Raw genomic sequence first — 20,138 nt, forward strand, 5'->3', positions numbered from 1 at the left:
GTGCGCCCGATCTGATGATCCGGCGCCCGGCGCAATGGCCCTGTGCTGGCCCCGGACGCTTCAGCCGCCCGCCGCAAACGAGCGCGGCGCCGGCTCGCGGATGCGCACCTGGCCGTTGCCGATCTCGAGGATGGCAAGTCCGCGCTGGATCGTACCATTCTGGCGGAACCGGAAGATGCCGTCGACCCCGGAGAAGCCGTCCGGATTGGTGAGTGTCTGATTGGTGAAGGCGTTGGCGCCCTGGATGCGCGACAGCGCAGCGGCCAGCGTCACCGCGTCGTAGGCCAGTGTGGCGTTGCGCGGCGGCTCGACACCGTAGCGGTCACGGTACTTTGCCTGGAAGGTCTGCCAGCCGGTCGGGTCGGGCCCGGCGAACCAGCCGCCGGTCAGCGCACCGAGTCGCCAGACGGCGGCATCGTTCCACTGGCCGGAACCGAGGAACTGCACCCGCCGCGCACCGACATTGGCGGCCGACAGCTGCGCCAACAGGGTGGCGAGCGCCGGCGGCCCCTCGGGCATCAGCAGCGCGTCGGCCTGCGGCGCCGCGCCGCTTGCCACCGGCGCGACCTGCGCCACGGCGGCCTGCATCTGCGCTTCGTCCGCACCATAGCGGGCAACCGTGACGACCCGCCCGCCTGCCGCAGGGGCCGACTGTTGCAGCGCTGCCTCGGCGATCGAGCCGTAGGGGCTTTCCGGCAGCAGTGCCGCAAACGACCGCTTGCCCTGTCGCACCGCGTACTCGACGATCCGTTCGATATCCTGCTCGGGCAGGAAACTCAGCAGATAGACGCCCGGCCCGGCGACGTTGGCATCGCTCGAGAATCCGATCACCGGAACGTTGGCGCTGCGCGCGACCGGTGCGACGGCGCTGACCTCGGCGGCGAACAGCGGGCCGACGATCAGCCGCGCGCCGCCGGCTATGGCCGCCCGGGCACCGGCCTGTGCGCCTTCGGTGGTGCCGCGCGTGTCGATCGGCACGAGCTGGATGTCCGCGGTCGGCAGTTCGGCCAGCGCCAGTTCGGCGGCGTTCTGCATGGCCTTGGCGACATCCGCCGAGCCGCCCGGTCCCGACAACGGCAGCAACAGCGCGATGCGGTTGGCTCCGGTGCCGAGCGCATCGCCGCTGACCGGACCGGTGCCGGGGCCGGAGTCCAGACCCTGGCCACAGGCGCTCAGGATGATTGCCGCGCCGGCCACTGCGGTGGCCGTGATCAACCGGCGGCAGGCCGATGTTGCCGCGATGGCTGTCCAGTCGAGAATGTGACGCACGTTGCCGACAGGTCCCTCGTCGTGTGGTTGCCCGAACCGCTGCACCCCGTCAGGCGCGCGCGGGCTCTGCCTCGGCCGCGTATGGTAGTGGCTCGACCGATGGAAAGCAAAGCCCGCCCGCCTTGCCGCCGGCAGTGCCGCATGCATCGGCCCGCGCAACCGGTGCGCACACCGGGCCCGTGACGTGCTAGTTTCACAGGCGTACGACCCGCCACCCCGGAGACAGCTTGGCCCGCCGCCCCGATACCCGGCCGGACAGCGCCCCGCCCGCGGCCGACCTCGCCGCCGTGGCGGCCGCGCTCAGCGGCGACCGTCCCGACCCTCCCGGCCTCTACGTGGTCGCCACGCCGATCGGCAATCTCGCCGACGTCACCTTGCGGGCGCTCAGGGTGCTGGCCCAGGCAGACGTGATCGCCTGCGAGGACACCCGCGTCACCCGACGGCTGCTCGAGCGCTACGGCATCCGCACGCGGCTGGTTTCCTATCACGACCACAATGCCGAGGCGCGCCGGCCGGAACTCATCGCCCGCCTTGCCGCCGGCGGACGCGTCGCCCAGGTGACCGACGCCGGAACGCCGCTGGTCTCCGATCCCGGCTTCCGGCTGGTCGCCGCCGCGATCGCCGCCGGACATCCGGTGTTCCCGGTGCCCGGGCCATCGGCGCTGATGGCCGGCCTCGTCACGGCGGGGCTGCCGACCGACCGGTTCTGGTTCGAGGGGTTCCTGCCGGCCAGGGCGGCGGCGCGCCGCGCCCGCATCGCCGAACTCGCCGCGCTGCCCGGCACGCTGGTCGTGTTCGAGGCACCGCAGCGCACGGCGGCCGCGCTCGCCGATCTTGCCGCCGGGCTCGGCGGCGCCCGACCGGCGGCGCTCGCCCGGGAACTGACCAAGCGCTTCGAGACGGTGGTGCGCGGCACGCTCGCCGATCTCGCGGCGGCCTTTGCCGCAAGCCCGCCGAAGGGCGAGATCGTGCTGGTGATCGGCGCGGCGCCGCAAGCTGCCGACCGTCCCGAGGTCGGCGATCTCGACGCCAGGCTCGCGGCGCTGGTCGCCGCCCACGGTGTCAGCCGGGCCGCCGCGCTGCTGGCGGCGGAGACCGGGCTGAAGCGGGCCGACCTCTACCGGCGGGCATTGGCGCTTGCGGGCGGCGGCTGCGGCGATGACGCGTGAGCGGCGGCGTCGAGAACGTGCCGGCCGTGTCGCCGAGATGGCGACCGCCGTGTGGTATGTCTGCCTCGGCTTCCGGCCGCTGGCGCGCCGGTTCCGCACCCCGCGCGGAGAGATCGACCTGGTGGTGCGGCGCGGGGCGGTGCTGGTCTTCGTCGAGGTCAAGCTGAGGGCTGACCAGACCGCTGCGGCCGAGGCGGTGCTGCCGCGCGGCCGGCGACGCATCGTCGAGGCGGCGCGCTGGTGGCTTGCGAAGCACCCGGCGCATGCCCGATACACGATGCGCTTCGACGTAGTGACCTGGGCGCCGCGATCGTGGCCGCGCCGGCTGACGGGCGCATTTGCCGACGACCAGGTGCATACGACCCGACGCGGATGAACAGGAGGCGGCAATGGCGCTCGACGTGGCGGTCCAGATGGACCCGATCGAAGCGATCTCGATCAAGGGCGATTCGACCTTTGCGCTGATGCTGGAGGCGCAGGCGCGCGGCCACCGCCTGTACTACTACACACCCGACCGGCTGGCGATGCGCGACGGTCGGGTCAGCGCCGCCCTGGCGCCCGTCGAGGTCCGCGACGTCCTCGGCGACCACTTCACGCTGGGGCCCGCCGAACGCCGTGATCTCGCCGAGATGGACGTGGTGCTGATGCGCCAGGATCCGCCCTTCGACATGGCCTACATCTCCGCGACCCACATGCTCGAGCGCATCCATCCGCACACGCTCGTGGTCAACGATCCGGCCGGGGTGCGCAACGCGCCGGAGAAGATCCTCGTCACCACCTTTCCCGACCTGATGCCGCCGACCCTGATCACCCGCGACAGGAGCGAGATCGAGGCGTTCCGCCGCGAGTTCGGCGACATCGTCATGAAGCCGCTCTACGGCCATGGCGGCGGCGCAGTGTTCCGCATCGCACGCCACGACCTCAACTTCGGCTCGCTCTACGACCTCTTTGCGGTCACTTTCCGCGAGCCGTGGGTGGTCCAGCGCTTCCTGCCCGAAGTGAAGCATGGCGACAAGCGGATCCTGCTGGTCGACGGCGAATTCGCGGGCGCGGTGAACCGCGTGCCGGCCGAGGACGATCTCAGATCCAACATGGTGCGCGGCGGCGCCGCTGAGGCGACCGACCTCACACCCCGCGAACGGGAGATCTGCGAACGACTGGCGCCGGAAATGCGTCGCCGCGGCTTCGTGCTGGTCGGCATCGATGTCATCCACGGGCATCTGACCGAGATCAACGTGACCTGCCCGACCGGCCTGCGCGCGGTGAAGAACCTCGGCGGTCCGGACGTCGCGGCGATCGTCTGGGATTCGATCGAGGCGAAGCGGGCGGGACGCCAGATGTGAATTCCCGGAAGCTTGTCCATCCGGCTCCGGTGCGCTTCATCGTCTCGCGGACCTCATGATCCGCTCCGTCTCCCTGAGCCTACACTCCTTGAATCGTCGCCAGCCCTGTCCGGGAACCGAAGTCCGCGTCGCCGGGAAGGGCGCTGGCTGCCGGCCGTCCGGCGGGCTGTCATGCCTTCGGGCGGAACCGCCCACTGGACGAAGCCGTGGCGCGGTGGGATCCTGCAAGGGCATGAATCGGGGAGGCCAGTCATGCAATCCAGCAATGCCGCACTGCCGTCCGCTGCCGAGATGACCGAGCGGGCCCGCGAGGCCATCCGGGAGAACCGCACGCTGTTCATGATCGAGGGCGTGGTCCTGGTTGTCCTCGGCCTGTTCGCCGTGCTCTGGCCGCAGATCGCGACCCTGACGACCGCCGTCTTCGTCGGCTGGCTGTTCATCATCGGCGGCATCGTCCGCCTGGTCTCGACCGTCCGCCACCGGCAGGCGCCCGGCTTCTGGTGGTCGGTTTTGACCGGTGTGCTCGCCATCCTCGTCGGCCTTGTTCTTGCCGCCGATCCCTTCGCCGGAGCGCTGTCGCTGACCATGGTGCTGATCGCCATGTTCGTCATCGAGGGCATCTTCCAGATCATCGCCGGTCTCGAGTTCCGCAAGGCGGCGGCGTCGAGCTGGGTGTGGATCATCATCTCGGGTGTCATCGACCTCGCGCTGGCGGTCCTGCTGCTGGCCGGCTGGCCGGGTACGGCCGTCTGGGCGGTGGGACTGCTGGTCGGCATCAACCTGCTGTTCGCCGGCCTTGCGCTGTTCATGACCGCCATGGCGGCGAAGGATCTGCCGGCGTGAGCCGGCCCCCCGGCCGACATGCTCGTGGAACTCGGCCTGGGGATGGGTATCAGCCTGCTCAACATCGCCGTCCATGCGGCGGCGATGTCTGCGCTGGTGCGGGCACTGCGCACCCGTCTGGTGATGTCGTTCCACCGCAGCGCGATGGTGCGGCTGGTGGTGATCATGGTGACGGCCGTCGCCGTGCTGATGGTCGCCCACATCGTTGAGATCGCGACCTGGGCCATGCTCTATGCAGCGGTGGGCGTCACGCCGTCCGGCGCCAACGGCTTCTCCTTTGCCTTCGTCAACTACACCACGCTCGGCTACGGCAACGTGCTGCCCGAACCGCGCTGGAACCTGATCGGGCCGATGACGGCGATGAACGGCGTGCTGCTGTTCGGCTGGTCGACCGCCGTGCTGTTCCAGGTGCTGTCGGTCTCCTATCGCGAGTTGGAACGGATCGCGGTGGATCAGTAGGGCTGGCAGCGGCGGCGCGGTCGGACGACGGTTCGAATCGCGCCTGCTATGTTCGCACAATGTTCTTGCGTGCAGCAGCCGCCCGGCGTAGACTTCCGATTGCGGACTACCGCTAGGGCTGCAGGAGGCGGAAGCCTTCTGCGGGGAAGGGGGCAATCGGAGATGGTCGCGCGCGTCACCACGGTCGCCTTCGTCGGCATCGAGGCCCGCCGGGTCGACGTTCAGTGCCAGGTGGCGTCGGGCATTCCCGGCTTCGCGGTCGTCGGCCTGCCGGACAAGGCGGTGGCCGAAAGCCGCGAGCGGGTCCGCGCGGCGCTGGCCGCGGTCGGCCTGGCGCTGCCGCCCCGGCGCATCACCGTCAATCTCGCGCCGGCCGACCTGCCCAAGGAGGGCAGCCACTTCGATCTGCCGATCGCGGTCGGGCTGATGGCGGCAATCGGCGCGCTGCCGGCCGATGCGCTTTCCGGCTGGTGCGTGCTCGGCGAACTGGCGCTCGACGGCCGGATCACGCCCGTCAGCGGCGTGCTGCCGGCGGCGATCGGCGCCAACGGCATGGGACTGGGGCTGATCTGTCCGGCCGAGTGCGGTCCGGAGGCGGCCTGGGCGAGCCCGGACATGGACATCGTGGCGCCTGCCGACCTGATCCAGGTCGCCAACCATTTCAAGGGCACGCAGCTGCTCGCCCGGCCGCGGCCGGCGGTGCGCGAGCCGGCGGCGGCCCGGCTCGATCTCTCCGACATCCGGGGACAGGAGACCGCCAAGCGCGCCCTGGAGATCGCCGCGGCCGGCGGCCACAACCTGCTGTTCGTCGGTCCGCCCGGCGCCGGCAAGTCGATGCTCGCCCAGCGGCTGCCGTCGATCCTGCCGCCACTGTCGCCGGCCGAACTCCTCGAGGTTTCGATGGTCCAGTCGATCGCCGGAACGCTCGCCGGAGGACGGCTCTCGGCAGAGCGGCCGTTCCGAGCGCCGCACCATTCCGCCTCGATGGCCGCGCTGGTCGGTGGCGGCACGCGCGCACGGCCGGGCGAGGTCTCGCTCGCCCACAACGGCGTGCTGTTCCTCGACGAACTGCCCGAATTCGCGCCGCAGGCGCTGGATGCCTTGCGCGAACCGCTCGAGGCCGGCGAGGCGGTGATCGCTCGCGCCATGCACCGGGTCACCTATCCGGCCCGTTTCCAGCTGGTCGCGGCGATGAATCCCTGCCGTTGCGGCATGGCCGGCGAACCGGGTCATGCCTGTCGGCGCGGCCAGCGCTGTGCGGCCGACTACCAGGCACGGGTCTCCGGGCCGCTGCTCGACCGCATCGACATCCGGCTCGAGGTGCCGGCGATCAGCGCGAGCGACCTGATCCTGCCGCCGCCGCCCGAAGGCAGCGCCGAGGCGGCGGCGAGGGTCGCGGCCGCCCGTGCCGTGCAGGGCGACCGTTATGCCGCGCTCGGCCTTGATGGCGTGCGCACCAACGCCGCCTGCCCCGCCCGTCTACTCGAGGAGATCGCCCGTCCCGATGCCGCCGGCCTGGCGTTGCTGCGCGATGCCGCGGAGGCATTGAAGCTGTCGGCGCGCGGCTTTCACCGTGTGCTGCGGGTGGCGCGTACCCTGGCCGATCTCGAGGCGAGCCCCTCGGTCGGCCGGCTCCACATTGCCGAGGCGATCGGCATGCGTGTGGCCGGCTCGACGGTTCTGGCCGCGGCGTGATCGGCGGTCCGGCGCGCCGTCCCGTCCCGACCTGCCGTCCCCGGCGGGCAACGCGATCTTAATCGCGATCGTGTAGCGGTCGACCGATCGCGCGTCGGGATGATGCGCCAAGCCCGGGACCTGTCGACCGCCGATGCCGCCCCGCCGAGCCGAGTCCTGCCGGGACCCGTCACGCCCGGACCCGTCGCTCCGTCAGCCTCGGGCATTTGCGGGTCGACGCATCGACCCGGGTGCGGTCCTCGTCGCGATTGGCCTGGCGGCGACGGTTGTCTGGCTTGCGGGGGCGGCGGTCGCCGCTGCAGCGCCGTCCGCCTGGCAAACGGCGCTGGCCGAGCTGCAGTCCTGGTCGCTGGCCGCGCTGATCGCGACCGTTCCGCTGATGGCCGGGCTGCTCCTTCTGGCCATGCGCCGGACGCGCGCCCTCGCCGCGACCGCCGCCCATCTTGGCGGCCGCCTCGAGGACGCACAGGATCGCATCTGGGAACTGTCCGAGGACCTGCGACACCATCGCGATCTGCTCGACGCGCAGGGCGCGATCATCGTCCGTCGCGACCGCGAAGGCCGCCTGATCCACGTCAATGACCGCTTCTGCGCGCTGTTCGGCTTCGACCGCGCCATCGTCCTCGGCACCCGCGCGATGCCGCATCCGCTCGACGAGCCCAACCGGCCGGGGCCGATCGGCACCCCCGTCGCTGCCTTCGAGGCGCGCTACCGCACCGCCGACGGCATCCGCTGGATCCACTGGCAGGACGTCCCGGTGCGCGACGATGCCGGGCGCCTCGTTGCCGTGCAGAGCATCGGCCGCGACGTGACCGCACGCAAGGAAGCCGAGGCGGCGTTGCGGCGTGCCCGCGACGCGGCGGAAGCCGGCAACCGCGCCAAGTCACGCTTCCTCGCGGCGCTCAGCCACGAGATCCGCACGCCGATGAACGGCGTCATCGGCATGGCCGACCTGCTGCTCGACACCGGGTTGACGCCCGAGCAGGCGACCTATGCCCGCGCGGTGCGCACCTCGGCGGCAAGCCTGCTCGGCATGATCGACGAGATCCTCGACTTCTCCCGCATCGAGGCGGGCCGCATCGAGCTCGCGTCGGAACCCTTTGCCGTCGCCCCGCTCATCGAGGACGTCGCCGAGCTGCTGCAGCCGCGTGCCGAGGAGAAGGGCCTGGAACTGTGCGTCTTCGTGTCCGCCGATGTCGGGCCGGCACTCGTCGGCGACGCCGACCGGGTCCGCCAGGTGCTGCTCAACCTCGCCGGCAACGCCGTGAAGTTCACCGACCGCGGCGGCGTCTCCATCGAGGTCCGCCCGCTGCCCGGCCGACAGGGCGTCGCGATCGCGGTCCGCGACACGGGAATCGGCGTGCCGGCCGAAGCGGTCGACCGCATCTTCGAGGAGTTCGAGCAGGCCGAGGGCGGGCCATCGCGTCGGCACGGTGGCACCGGCCTCGGGCTTGCCATCTGCCGGCGGCTGGTGACGGCGATGGGCGGCGACATCACGGTGTCGTCCCGCCCCGGCCGCGGCAGTGTGTTCCGGGTCGCCCTGCCCCTTGCCCCTGCAGGTGGTCCGCAGCCGGCGAGACGCCGCCGGCTGCTCGAGGGACGCTCCATCCTGATCGCCGCCGCACAACCGCTGCTGCGCCAGACGCTAGCCGCCACGCTGCGCGAGGAGGGCGCCCGGGTCGAAGCCGTCGCCCGCGGCGCGACGCTCGCTGCCCGCCTCGCCGCTCCCTGTCGCCACGACGCGGTGCTGGTCGACCTGCCGCTTGCCGACGCGGCCGAGCCCGCCCGCTTGCCGACCATCGTGCTGGTCACGCCGGCGCGCCGCCAGTCGCTGCCCGCCCTGATCGAGGAGCGGGGATTCGCGGGCTATCTCGTCAAGCCGGTGCGGCGCCAGTCGCTTGTCACCCGGCTCGGTGTCGCCTGCGGCGCGGGCAGTGCGGCAGCGCGCGAACCGCGTTCGGGCGAAGCCATGCCGGACCCGGCTGCGGCGCGGGGCAGCCGCACCGCCGTGCGCGCCCTCGACATCCTTCTGGCCGAGGACAACGACGTCAACGCCCTCCTGACCGAGGCGTTGCTCGCGCGCATGGGACACCGGAGCGAACGGGCCCGCGACGGTCTTGCGGCCGTGGACATGTATCGGGCCGCGCGGCGGCGGCGGCGGCCGTTCCCGGTCGTCCTGATGGATATCCACATGCCCGGTCTCGACGGGCTCGAGGCCGCCCGGCGCATCCGCGCGCTCGGCGGCGAGCATTCGTCCGGTGGCCCGCTCATCGTCGCGCTCACCGCCAATGCCTTCGCCGAGGACCGCAGCGCCTGCCTTGCGGCGGGGATGGATGGTTTCCTGGTCAAGCCGCTGACCCGCGAGGCGCTGGCCGCATGGCTTGAGCCCGACTCGACGTCTGCCACGCGGTCCGCCCGGCGCTGACGCGTGCCCGCGCCGTCGCGCCGCGGCGTCCTGCACCGGCCCCCGACCGGACGGCGCACCGACCGTACGCCGCATCCCGTGAGCATGCACACCCGCCCCGGCACGGGACCCGCAGCAGCGTTCACGATTGTCACGCAACTGTCGGCGAACTATGTTTCATATCGCGAAGGAAATGGGGGCGGGACACCCCGGTTCGGGCACCGTGAGGGGACCCGTCACCTTCGGGGGGAGGCTCGCTGACAGGTGCGGCACAGGGGCCAGATGCGACTGACGGACAGGTTCAGCCCCGGCCGGCTCGTGCGGAAGTTCGGGCCTGTTGCCGGATTGACGCCGATGACCTTCGATTTCGGGCGGACCCGGCCGCCCGTTCCGGACAGTTTCGGCCGGATCGGATCGCTCGAGGTGCGGCTGGCCCGCACCGCCGCCGAGGTGCGCATGGCGCAGAGCCTACGCTACCGCGTGTTCTATCGCGAGATGTCGGCCCAGGCCGGTGCCGGTCACAAGTTCCTGCGTCGCGACGTCGACGGCTTCGACGGTCTCTGCGATCACCTGCTCGTGATCGACCATGATCCGCCGGCCGACCTGCGCCGCCGCCGCAAGCCGGTGGTGGTTGGCACCTACCGGCTGCTGCGCCAGGACGTCGCCGAGCAGTATGGCGGCTTCTACACCGCCGACGAGTTCGAGATCGCCGATCTCGTCGAGCGCCACCGGCCGCTGCGCTTTCTCGAGCTCGGACGCTCCTGCGTCCTCAAGGAATACCGCAACAAGCGTACCGTCGAGCTGTTGTGGATGGGCTGCTGGGGCTATGTCCAGCACCACGAGATCGACGTGATGATCGGCTGCGCCAGCCTCGAGGGCACTCGGCCCGATCTGCTGGCGTTGCCGCTGTCATTCCTGCACCACCATGCCGCGGCGCCCGAGGAGTGGCGCATCCGTGCCGTTCCCGGCCGCTACGTGCCGATGAACCGGATACCGGCCGAGGCGATCGACGCGCGTGCCGCGCTGCATTCGCTGCCGCCGCTGGTGAAGGGCTATCTGAGGCTCGGCGCCTTCGTCGGCGATGGCGCGGTGGTCGACCACCAGTTCGGCACCACCGACGTCTGCATCGTGCTGCCGGTCTCGGCGATAAACCCGCGCTATTTCGGCCATTTCGGCCCGCCCAGGGAACGGCTGTCCTGATCTGCCGGTGTGACCTGCCGGGCGGCGGGGCGTCGCGACCTGCCGCGCCCCGCACGTCGCCGCGCTGCACCCTCCACCCGCCGGCTGTGGGCAGCCGCCGATCTTTCAGCCGCCGATATTGTAGGCCGCGATCGACGCCATGTTGACGATGTCGGCGTCGGTCGCACCGAGGCCGACGATCTGCACCGGCTTGTCGAGGCCGACCAGCAGCGGCCCGATCACGGTCGAGCCGCCGAGCTCCTGCAGCATGCGTGTCGAGATCGACGCGGAGTGGATCGCCGGCATCACCAGGACGTTGGCCGGACCCGACAACCGGCAGAACGGATAGGCGGCCATCGCGTCGCGGTTCAGCGCGACGTCGGCCGACATCTCGCCGTCATACTCGAAATCGACATGCCGCTTGTCGAGGATCTTCACCGCTTCGCGGACGCGTTCGGAGCGCTCGCCGCTGGGATGGCCGAAGGTCGAGTAGGCGAGCAGCGCCACCCGCGGTTCGTAGCCGAGCCGGCGCGCCACGCCGGCCGCCTCCACGGCGATGTCGGCGAGTTCCTCGGCGCCGGGCATCTCGTGGATCGCGGTGTCGGCGACCAGCACCGTGCGGCCGCGCGCCAGAGCCAGCGACACGCCGATCACCCGATGGCCGGGCTTCGGGTCGATCACCCGGCGGATGTCCTCGAGCGCGATCGAGTAGTTGCGGGTGACGCCGGTGATCATCGCGTCGGCATCGCCAGTCGCCACCATGCAGGCGCCGAAGGTGTTACGGTCGGTATTGACCAGCCGCTGGCAATCGCGCCAGAGGTAGCCGCGCCGCTGCAGGCGGGCGTACAGATAATCGGCATAGTCCTTGTTGCGGCGCGTCAGCCTGGCGTTGACGATCTCGATGTCGTCGCGCGGCTCGAGCCCGAGCCCCGCCATCGTTTCCAGCACCTGCTGGTCGCGGCCGACCAGGATCGGCCAGCCGAGACCGGAATTGGCGAAGGCGAAGGCGGCGCGGATGACCGGCTCCTCCTCGCCCTCGGCGAATACGACGCGCTTCGGCGCGCGGCGGATCTTCGAGTGGATCCGCTGCAGCGTGCCGGCGATCGGATCGCGCCGGGCCGACAGTTCGGCGCGATAGGCGTCCATGTCGACGATCGGCCGTCCGGCGACGCCCGACTCCATCGCCGCGCGCGCGACCGCAGCCGGAATCGCGCTGATCAGGCGCGGATCGAACGGCACCGGGATGATGTATTCGCGGCCGTAGCGCGGCCGGTTGCCGCGATAGGCGGCCGCCACCTGATCGGGCACGTCCTCGCGCGCCAGCTGCGCCAGCGCCTTGGCCGCGGCAATCTTCATGGCGTCGTTGATGGTTGTCGCGCGCACGTCGAGGGCGCCCCGGAAGATGTAGGGAAAGCCCAGCACGTTGTTGATCTGGTTGGGATAGTCGGACCGGCCGGTGGCCACGATCGCATCGTCGCGGATCTCGGCGACTTCCTCCGGCGTGATCTCCGGATCGGGATTGGCCATCGCGAAGATGATCGGGTTCGGCGCCATCGAGGCAATCATCTCCGGCGTGAAGGCGCCCTTGGCCGACAGGCCGAACACCACGTCGGCGCCCTTCATCGCGTCGGCCAGCGTGCGCGCGTCGGTGTCGACAGCGTGCGCCGATTTCCACTGGTTCATCCCCTCCTCGCGGCCCTTGTAGATCACGCCCTTGGTATCGCAGAGGATGACGTTCTCGTTCGGGAAGCCCATCGCCTTGACCAGCTCGAGGCAGGCGATGCCGGCGGCGCCCGCACCGTTGCAGACGAGCTTCGTGTTGCGGATGTCACGGCCGGTGAGGTCGAGCGCGTTGATCAGTCCGGCGAGCGAGATGATCGCGGTGCCGTGCTGGTCGTCGTGGAACACCGGGATGTCCATCAGCTCGCGCAGCCGCTGCTCGATGATGAAGCAGTCGGGCGCGCGGATATCCTCGAGGTTGATGCCGCCGAACGACGGGCCGAGATAGCGCACCGCGTTGATGAAGGCGTCGACGTCCTCGGTGGCGATCTCCAGATCGATCGAGTCGACGTCGGCGAAGCGCTTGAACAGCACCGCCTTGCCTTCCATCACCGGTTTCGAGGCGAGTGCGCCGAGATTGCCGAGACCAAGGATCGCGGTGCCATTGGAGATCACCGCGACCATGTTGCCCTTCGAGGTGTAGTCGTAGGCGCGGCTCGGATCCTCGGCGATGGCGCGCACCGGAACGGCCACGCCGGGCGAATAGGCCAGCGATAGGTCGCGCTGGGTCGCCATAGGCTTGGTCGGGTTGACCTCGAGCTTGCCGGGCTTGCCCTGGTTGTGGAACAGCAGGGCTTCCTGATCGGTAAAGGTCGGCCGCTGGGCCGGCTGTGGCTTGTCTGACGGCATCGGCCGTGCGTCTCCCCGCGTTTCCTCAAAGGCTTGTGTCCCGCCGATGCGGGATGGCGACCTTACAGAGGGGCTGTGCACCACTCAAGCTGTCGCGCGGCGGCGACGATGAATCGCCCGGGTCGATCTGCTAGGGTCGCGGGCCATGACCGTCAGGCCACCCGATAGAGCCGCCGCCGCGGCGGCGACCGTTCCCGTACCCGATCCGGCCGAGGATGCGCGCGTCACCCCGATGATGCGCCAGTACCTCGAGATCAAGGCCGCCAATCCGGACTGTCTGCTGTTCTACCGGATGGGCGACTTCTACGAGATGTTCTTCTCGGACGCCGAGGTGGCGAGCCGGGCGCTCGGCATCACGCTCACCCAGCGTGGCAAGCATCTGGGTCAGGACATTCCGATGTGCGGCGTGCCGGTCCATGCCGCCGACGACTATCTGCAGCGGCTGATCGCGCTCGGCCACCGGGTCGCCGTGTGCGAGCAGACCGAGGATCCCGCCGCCGCCCGCAGGCGCGGCTCAAAGGCGGTGGTGCGCCGCGACGTGGTGCGGCTGGTGACGCCCGGCACGCTTACCGAGGACACGCTGCTCGATTCCCGCCGCAACAACTATCTCGCTGCGGCCGCGCGCGTGCGCGGCATGGGCGACGACGTGGTGGCGCTGGCCTGGGCCGACATCTCGACCGGCGATTTCGCGGTGGCGGAGACGCAGGCGAGCGAACTTGCCGCCGCGCTCGCCCGAATCGAGCCGGGCGAGCTGCTGGTCTCCGATTCGCTCTACGACGATCCGCAGTTCCGCCCGCTGTGGCGCACGGCCGGGTGGACGGTGACGCCGCTGCCGGCTGCGAGCTTCGATTCGATTTCGGCCGAGCGCCGGCTCCGGGATTATTTCGGCGTGGCGACGCTTGATGGCTTCGGCGCCCTGTCGCGGGCCGAACTTGCCGCCGCCGGTGCGGTCGTCGCCTATGTCGATCGCACCCAGATGGGCTCGCGCCCGCCGCTGTCGCCGCCCGCGCGTGAGCCGCGCGGGGCGGTCATGGCGATCGACGCGGCGACACGCGCCAATCTGGAGTTGGTCGCCACCCTGTCGGGCGAGCGGCGCGGCAGCCTGCTGGCCGCGGTTGATCGGACGCTGACCGCCCCGGGCGGCCGCGAGCTGGCTCGCCGCCTCGCCGCACCGCTGACCGACCCCGCGGCGATCTCTGCCCGCCACGATGCGGTCGAATGGCTCGTCGGGCGCAGCGAGGTGCGCCGTGCCATACGCGAGACGCTGCGCACCGCGCCCGACATCGCCCGCGCCCGCGCCCGCATTGCGGTGGGCCGGGCCGGTCCCCGCGACCTTGCCGCGATCCGTGACGGCATCGCCGCCGCCCGTTCCGCCGCAGCGACGCTGGGCGCGGCCGGCGACGCGCCGGCCGCCATTGCGGCGATCATCGATCGGCTCACCGGCCCCGACGTGAGCCTGCATGGGCGGCTCGAGGCAGCCCTGGTCGATCGGCCACCCTTGCTGCGCCGCGACGGCGGCTTCGTCAGGCCGGGCTTTTCCGCCGATCTCGACGAGGCGCGCGCCCTGCGCGACGAAAGCCGCAAGGTGGTGGCCGGCCTGCAGGCGAAGTATCAGGAGGCGACCGGCATCCGCACGCTGAAGGTCCGCCATAACAACGTGCTCGGCTATTTCGTCGAGACCACCGCCCAGCACATGGAGAAGATGTCGGCCGAACCGCTCGCCGGCGTCTTCTTCCATCGGCAGACGCTCGCCAGCCAGGTGCGCTATTCGACCGCCGAGCTTGCCGATCTCGAGGGCCGCATCGCCACCGCCGCCGAGCGGGCGCTGGCGCTGGAGGGCGAGATCTTCGACGCGCTTGCCGCCGCGGTCCTCGCCGAGGGTACGGCGCTGGAGGCGGCCGCCGCCGCGCTCGGCGAACTCGACGTTCATGCCGGTTTCGCCGAACTCGCGGTCGAGCGCGACTATGTGCGCCCGCTGGTCGAGGCGAGCCTCGCCTTCGAGATCATCGGCGGCCGCCATCCGGTCGTCGAGCAGGCGCTGGCGGCCGATGCGGCCGGGCCGTTCGTCGCCAATGACTGCGACCTGTCGCCCCCCGACGGGGATGACGGGCGGATCCTGCTGCTGACCGGTCCGAACATGGCCGGCAAGTCGACCTTTCTGCGCCAGAACGCGCTGATCGCGATCCTCGCCCAGGCCGGCGCCTTCGTTCCGGCGGCACGGGCGCGCATCGGCATCGTCGACCGGCTGTTCTCCCGCGTCGGTGCTGCCGATGATCTGGCACGCGGCCGCTCGACCTTCATGGTCGAGATGGTCGAGACCGCCGCGATCCTCAACCAGGCAGGCCCGCGCGCGCTTGTCATCCTCGACGAGATCGGCCGGGGGACGGCGACCTTCGACGGTCTGTCGATTGCGTGGGCGACCGTCGAGCACCTGCACGAGGTGAACCGCTGCCGGGCGCTGTTTGCGACGCATTTCCACGAATTGACGGCGCTTGCCGAGACGCTGCCGCGGCTTTCCAACGCGACGGTGAAGGTCAAGGAATGGAAGGGCGAGGTGATCTTCCTGCACGAGGTGGCACCGGGAGCCGCCGACCGCTCCTATGGCATCCAGGTCGCCAGGCTTGCCGGATTGCCTGCGGCGGTCGTCGCGCGCGCCCGCGAGGTTCTGGAGAGGCTCGAGGAGACCGACCGGCGTGCCGGCACCGCCGGTCTCGTCGATGACCTGCCGCTGTTCTCGCTCAAGCCGCGCCGGGCCGCTCCGGCGGCCGCTCCGTCGCCGCCCGTTCATTCCGTGCTTGCCGAACGGCTCGCCGCGCTGATACCCGACGATCTGACCCCGCGCCAGGCGCTGGACCTGATCTACGAGCTCAAGGCGCTCGCACAGGATATGGCGGAGCAATGAACAGGCCGCAGCGCCATCTCGCGCAGATCGTCGAGGCCGGGACGCTGGCGGCCGAGCTCTCTGCCCTGCACGCCGAGCACGGCGCGTCAGCGGCCTTCCGCACGGCGATGCTTGCGCGGCTGAAGGCGGTGCGGGCCGAAGGGCTCGCAACGATCGAGGACTGGCTCTCCGAGGATGGCCGCGGCCTCGCCTGCGCCCGGCGCATCGCCGCCCTGCAGGACGCGATCGTCGAGGCGGTCTTCCTGTTCGCCACCCGCACCGCCTTTCCTGCCGACAATCCCTCCGCGTCGGAGCGGCTGTCGGTGATTGCCACCGGCGGCTACGGGCGCGGCACGATGGCGCCGGGCTCCGATGTCGACCTGTTGTTCCTGCTCCCCTACAAGAAGACCCCGTGGAGCGAGAGCGTCATCGAGCAGATCCTCTACACGCTCTGGGACATGGAGCTGAAGGTCGGCCACGCGGTGCGCTCTGTCGACGACTGCATCCGGCTTGCGAAGTCCGACATGACGATCCGCACCTCGATCCTCGATGCGCGGTTCCTGTGCGGCGACAGGGAGATGTTCGAGGAACTCGAGGCGCGCTTCGAGGCAGAGGTAGTGACCGGCACCGGCGCCGAGTTCATCGAGGCCAAGCTCGCCGAGCGCGACGCGCGCCATGCCAGGGTGGGCGAATCCCGCTATCTGGTCGAACCGAACGTCAAGGACGGCAAGGGCGGGCTGCGCGACCTGCAGACGCTGTTCTGGATCGCCAAGTACTTCTATCGCGTCGGCACCGGGGAGGAGCTCGTCGATCTCGGCGTCCTCGACCGCTCCGAGGCCCGCCAGTTCCGCCGCTGCGAGGATTTCCTGTGGGCGGTGCGCTGCCACCTGCACTTCCTCACCGGTCGCGCCGACGAGCGGCTCACCTTCGACCTGCAGCGCGACATGGCGATGCGCCTCGGCTACACGCCGCATCCCGGCCTGCGCGAGGTCGAGCGCTTCATGAAGCACTATTTCCTGGTGGCCAAGGATGTCGGTGACCTGACCCGCATCGTCTGCTCGGATCTGGAGATGCGGCACGTCAAGCGCACGCAGGTGCTGTCGCGCTTCATGCAGCGCCTGCGTCGCCGCAAGCCGGGCCATCTGGCGGAGAGCGGCGACTTCGTCATCGAGGCAAACCGGCTCAACGTCACCGACGATCTCGCCTTCGAGCGCGATCCGGTCAACCTGATCCGGATGTTCTTCCTCGCCGACAAGTACAACCTGCCGTTCCATCCCGAGGCGCTGAAGCTCGCCCGCCGGTCGCTGAAGCTGATCGACCAGTCGCTGCGCGAGAACCCCGAGGCGAACCGGCTGTTCATGAAGGTGCTGACCTCGCGCAACGACCCGGAGGTGGTGCTGCGGCGGATGAACGAGGCCGGCGTGCTCGGCCGGTTCATCCCGGAATTCGGGCGGATCGTCGGGCTGGTACAGTTCAACATGTACCATCACTTCACGGTCGACGAGCATCTCGTCCGCTCGATCGGCATCCTGGCGGACATCGAGCAGGGCCGGCATGCCGACGATCATCCGCTCGCCAACGAGATCATCCACACCATCCAGAACCGCGAGGTGCTGTATCTGGCGCTGTTCCTGCACGACATCGCCAAGGGCCGGCCGGAGGACCATTCGATTGCCGGCGCCCGCATCGCCCGCCGGCTGGCGCCGCGGCTGGGCTTCTCGCCGGCCGACACCGATACCGTCGCCTGGCTGATCGAAAACCACTTGACGATGAGCATGATCGCCCAGTCGCGCGATCTCGCCGACCGCAAGACGATCGAGGATTTCGCTGCCCAGGTGCAGAGCCTGGAGCGGCTCAAGCTGCTGCTGATCCTTACCGTCGCCGATATCCGCGCCGTCGGCCCCGGGGTCTGGAACGGCTGGAAGGGCCAGCTGCTGCGCACGCTCTACTACGAGACCGAGCCGGTGCTCGCCGGCGGCCACAGCCAGACGCAGCGCACCGTCAGGATCGCCGCGGCCCAGGCGGCGCTGCGCGAGGCGCTCGCCGACTGGAGTGAAGCGGAGTTCGCCGCCTATCGCGACCGCCATTACCCGGCCTACTGGCTGCGCACCGATCTCGAGCGCCAGATCGAGCACGCCCGCTTCCTGCGCGATCTCGACGTCCAGCGCCGCAAGCTCGCCACCCGCGCCAAGCCGGACGAGTTCCGCGAGATCACCGAGATCACGGTATTCGCGCCGGATCATCCCCGGCTGCTGTCGATCATCACCGGCGCCTGCGCGGCGGCAGGTGCCAATATCGTCGACGCGCAGATCTTCACCACCTCCGACGGCTTCGCGCTCGACACGATCTTCGTCTCCCGCGAACTGCCGGAGGATGCCGACGAGCGCCGCCGGGCCGAACGCATCGGCAGGCTGATCGAGCAGGCCCTGGAGGGCAAGGCGCCGCTGCCAGATCTGGTCGGCAAGCGCACCGTGCCGAAGTCGCGGCTACGCGCCTTTTCGGTCGAGCCTTACGTGCTCGTCAACAACACCTGGTCAAACCGCTTCACGGTGATCGAGATTTCCGGTCTCGACCGGCCCGGTCTCCTGTTCGAGCTGACCGGCGTCTTGGCAAGGCTCAACCTCAACATCGCCTCGGCCCACATCGCGACCTTCGGCGAGCGTGCCATCGACGTGTTCTACGTCACCGACCTCACCGGTCAGAAGATCACCAATGCCAACCGCCAGGCGGCGATCCGCCGCCATCTCCTGCAAGTCTTCCAGCCCGCCCGGGAGGGCGCGCCCGCCTGAACGGCGCGCCGTGACGGCGTCCCCCGTTTCGGATAGGGTCCGCCGCCGCCATCCTGGCGGTTGCCCGCTGATCCAGGGAACCTGAATGTCGCTCCTGAGGAATTTCGCGACCGTATCTGGGGGAACGGCGACGAGCCGTCTGCTCGGCTTCATCCGCGATGTCATGATGGCCGCCGGCCTCGGCACCGGACCGGTGGCCGATGCCTTTCTCGTGGCGTTCCGCTTTCCCAACCTGTTCCGGCGGATCTTCGCCGAAGGCGCCTTCAACTCGGCGTTCATTCCGCTGTTCGCCAAGTCGCTGGAGGGGCAGGGCGCCAAGTCGGCCCGGCAGTTCGCGGAGGAGGCCCTGTCCGCGCTGTTGTTCACGCTGCTTGTCCTCACGGCAGCGGCCGAGATCGCGATGGCGCCGCTGATGCTGGTCATGGCGCCGGGCTTCGTGTCCGATCCCGACAAGTTCGATCTGGCGGTGCTGCTGTCGCGGATCTGCTTCCCCTATCTCCTGTTCATCTCGCTGGTGGCGCTGCTGTCGGGAGTCCTCAACGCGCTCGGCCGCTTTGCCGCGGCGGCCTTCGCCTCCGCCCTGCTCAATTTCGTGCTGATTGCCTTCCTCGCGGCGATCTTCTGGCTTGGTCTCGAGGAAACGCCGCGCGCGGGAATCTGGCTGGCCTGGGGCGTCTTCGTTGCCGGGGTCTGCCAGCTCGTGATGCTGGTGGTCGCCTCGCGCCGGGCCGGCATGGGCCTCGCCATCATCCGACCGCGGCTGACGCCCGGAGTCCGGCGGCTGATCGCACTCGGCATTCCGGCGGTGGTGACGGGCGGCATCACCCAGATCAACATCGTTGTCGGAACCGTCATCGCCTCGCTGCGCGAGGGTGCGGTCTCCTATCTCTACTATGCCGACCGCATCTATCAGCTGCCGCTCGGCATCGTCGGAACCGCCATCGGCGTGGTGCTGCTGCCGGAACTCGCGCGCCGGCTGCGGGCCGGCGACGATGTCGGCGTGCAGACGGCGCAGAACCGGGCATTCGAGTTCACTCTGGCGCTGACGCTGCCCGCCGCCTGCGCGCTGATCCTCGTTGCCACGCCGATCATCCGCGGCCTGTTCGAGCGTGGCGCCTTCGACCCGGCCGACACGCGGGCGACCGCGCAGGCCCTCGCCGCCTTTGCTTTGGGCCTGCCGGCCTTCGTGCTCGGCAAGGTCTTCCAGCCAGCCTTCTTCGCGCGCGAGGACACCCGCACGCCGATGTGGTTTGCCGGCATCAACGCCGCCGCCAACATCGTCCTGAGCCTGGCGCTGTTCCCCGTCCTCGCTCATGTCGGCATCGCCCTGGCGACCAGCATCGCGGGCTGGATCCATACCGGCCTTCTCGCCGGCCGCCTCTGGCGCGATGGCTATTTCGTCGCCGATGGACGGCTGAAGTCGCGCGCCCTGCGGGCGATCGCCGCGACGGCGATCATGGCGGCCGTCCTGCTGCTCGTCGAGTGGCTGCTGCGGCCGTTCTCCGGCTCCGGCCGCGACCTCGCCAACGCGATGGTGCTGGCGGCGCTCGTGGCGGCGGGCGGCGCGTCCTATGCCCTCGCCGCGATGCTCACCGGCGTGCTGACGCGCGAGGAGTTCGCCCGCGCCCTCGGCCGTCGCCGGACCGGCGCTTGAATCCGCCCCTGCGATCAGCCATAAGGCGCCGGCATTTCCCGGAG

At 70.3% G+C, this 20,138-nt stretch carries 13 protein-coding genes; 11 read left to right on the top strand and 2 right to left on the bottom strand.

All coding sequences use genetic code 11. From position 1 onward, the window contains the following. Positions 1 to 60: 60 nt before the first annotated feature. Positions 61 to 1,269, bottom strand: coding sequence for a penicillin-binding protein activator (locus EDC22_RS06695; protein WP_245499663.1), 1,209 nt, complete (start codon positions 1,267 to 1,269; stop codon positions 61 to 63). A gap of 227 nt (positions 1,270 to 1,496) precedes the next feature. Here EDC22_RS06695 and rsmI point away from each other — a divergent pair, with 227 nt between their 5' ends. The 8 genes from rsmI (at position 1,497) to olsB (ending at position 10,382) form a co-directional block, all read left to right on the top strand. Next, complete coding sequence (gene rsmI / locus EDC22_RS06700) at positions 1,497 to 2,438, top strand: 16S rRNA (cytidine(1402)-2'-O)-methyltransferase (RefSeq protein WP_132805841.1); 942 nt, start codon at positions 1,497 to 1,499, stop codon at positions 2,436 to 2,438. Between the two features lie 37 nt (positions 2,439 to 2,475). Further along, on the top strand, positions 2,476 to 2,814 hold the full coding sequence (locus EDC22_RS06705; protein WP_245499664.1) for a YraN family protein: 339 nt from the start codon (positions 2,476 to 2,478) through the stop codon (positions 2,812 to 2,814). 13 nt (positions 2,815 to 2,827) lie between these two features. Beyond that, complete coding sequence (gshB, locus tag EDC22_RS06710; RefSeq protein WP_132805843.1) at positions 2,828 to 3,781, top strand: glutathione synthase; 954 nt, start codon at positions 2,828 to 2,830, stop codon at positions 3,779 to 3,781. A 252-nt stretch (positions 3,782 to 4,033) separates the two neighbouring features. Beyond that, a complete protein-coding gene (locus EDC22_RS06715; protein ID WP_165926816.1) occupies positions 4,034 to 4,624 on the top strand; it encodes an HdeD family acid-resistance protein in 591 nt (196 codons plus the stop codon). 18 nt (positions 4,625 to 4,642) lie between these two features. Next, positions 4,643 to 5,083, top strand: a complete 441-nt coding sequence (locus EDC22_RS06720) for an ion channel (RefSeq protein ID WP_132805845.1) — start codon at positions 4,643 to 4,645, stop codon at positions 5,081 to 5,083. A 162-nt stretch (positions 5,084 to 5,245) separates the two neighbouring features. Beyond that, positions 5,246 to 6,778, top strand: a complete 1,533-nt coding sequence (locus EDC22_RS06725; RefSeq protein ID WP_132805846.1) for a YifB family Mg chelatase-like AAA ATPase — start codon at positions 5,246 to 5,248, stop codon at positions 6,776 to 6,778. 133 nt (positions 6,779 to 6,911) lie between these two features. Continuing rightward, a complete protein-coding gene (locus EDC22_RS06730) occupies positions 6,912 to 9,203 on the top strand; it encodes a PAS domain-containing hybrid sensor histidine kinase/response regulator (RefSeq protein ID WP_132805847.1) in 2,292 nt (763 codons plus the stop codon). A 333-nt stretch (positions 9,204 to 9,536) separates the two neighbouring features. Then, positions 9,537 to 10,382, top strand: a complete 846-nt coding sequence (gene olsB / locus EDC22_RS06735; protein WP_245499665.1) for a l-ornithine N(alpha)-acyltransferase — start codon at positions 9,537 to 9,539, stop codon at positions 10,380 to 10,382. Positions 10,383 to 10,487: 105 nt separating this feature from the next. Here the strand turns inward: olsB and EDC22_RS06740 are convergent, their stop codons facing one another. Further along, entirely contained in the window at positions 10,488 to 12,770 is a 2,283-nt protein-coding gene (locus EDC22_RS06740; RefSeq protein ID WP_132805849.1) for an NADP-dependent malic enzyme, read from the bottom strand. A 145-nt stretch (positions 12,771 to 12,915) separates the two neighbouring features. On the opposite strand from EDC22_RS06740, the gene mutS reads away from it, so the two are divergent. The 3 genes from mutS (at position 12,916) to murJ (ending at position 20,094) form a co-directional block, all read left to right on the top strand. Further along, on the top strand, positions 12,916 to 15,672 hold the full coding sequence (mutS, locus tag EDC22_RS06745; protein ID WP_425385515.1) for a DNA mismatch repair protein MutS: 2,757 nt from the start codon (positions 12,916 to 12,918) through the stop codon (positions 15,670 to 15,672). Beyond that, positions 15,669 to 18,440 (top strand): [protein-PII] uridylyltransferase, encoded by a 2,772-nt coding sequence (locus EDC22_RS06750; RefSeq protein ID WP_132805850.1) that lies wholly within the window; start codon positions 15,669 to 15,671, stop codon positions 18,438 to 18,440. The genes mutS and EDC22_RS06750 overlap by 4 nt, the downstream gene beginning before the upstream one ends. A gap of 85 nt (positions 18,441 to 18,525) precedes the next feature. Further along, positions 18,526 to 20,094, top strand: a complete 1,569-nt coding sequence (gene murJ, locus EDC22_RS06755; RefSeq protein ID WP_132805851.1) for a murein biosynthesis integral membrane protein MurJ — start codon at positions 18,526 to 18,528, stop codon at positions 20,092 to 20,094. Positions 20,095 to 20,138: the final 44 nt, after the last annotated feature.

It is taken from the genome of Tepidamorphus gemmatus, assembly GCF_004346195.1.
Lineage (GTDB): Bacteria > Pseudomonadota > Alphaproteobacteria > Rhizobiales > Tepidamorphaceae > Tepidamorphus > Tepidamorphus gemmatus.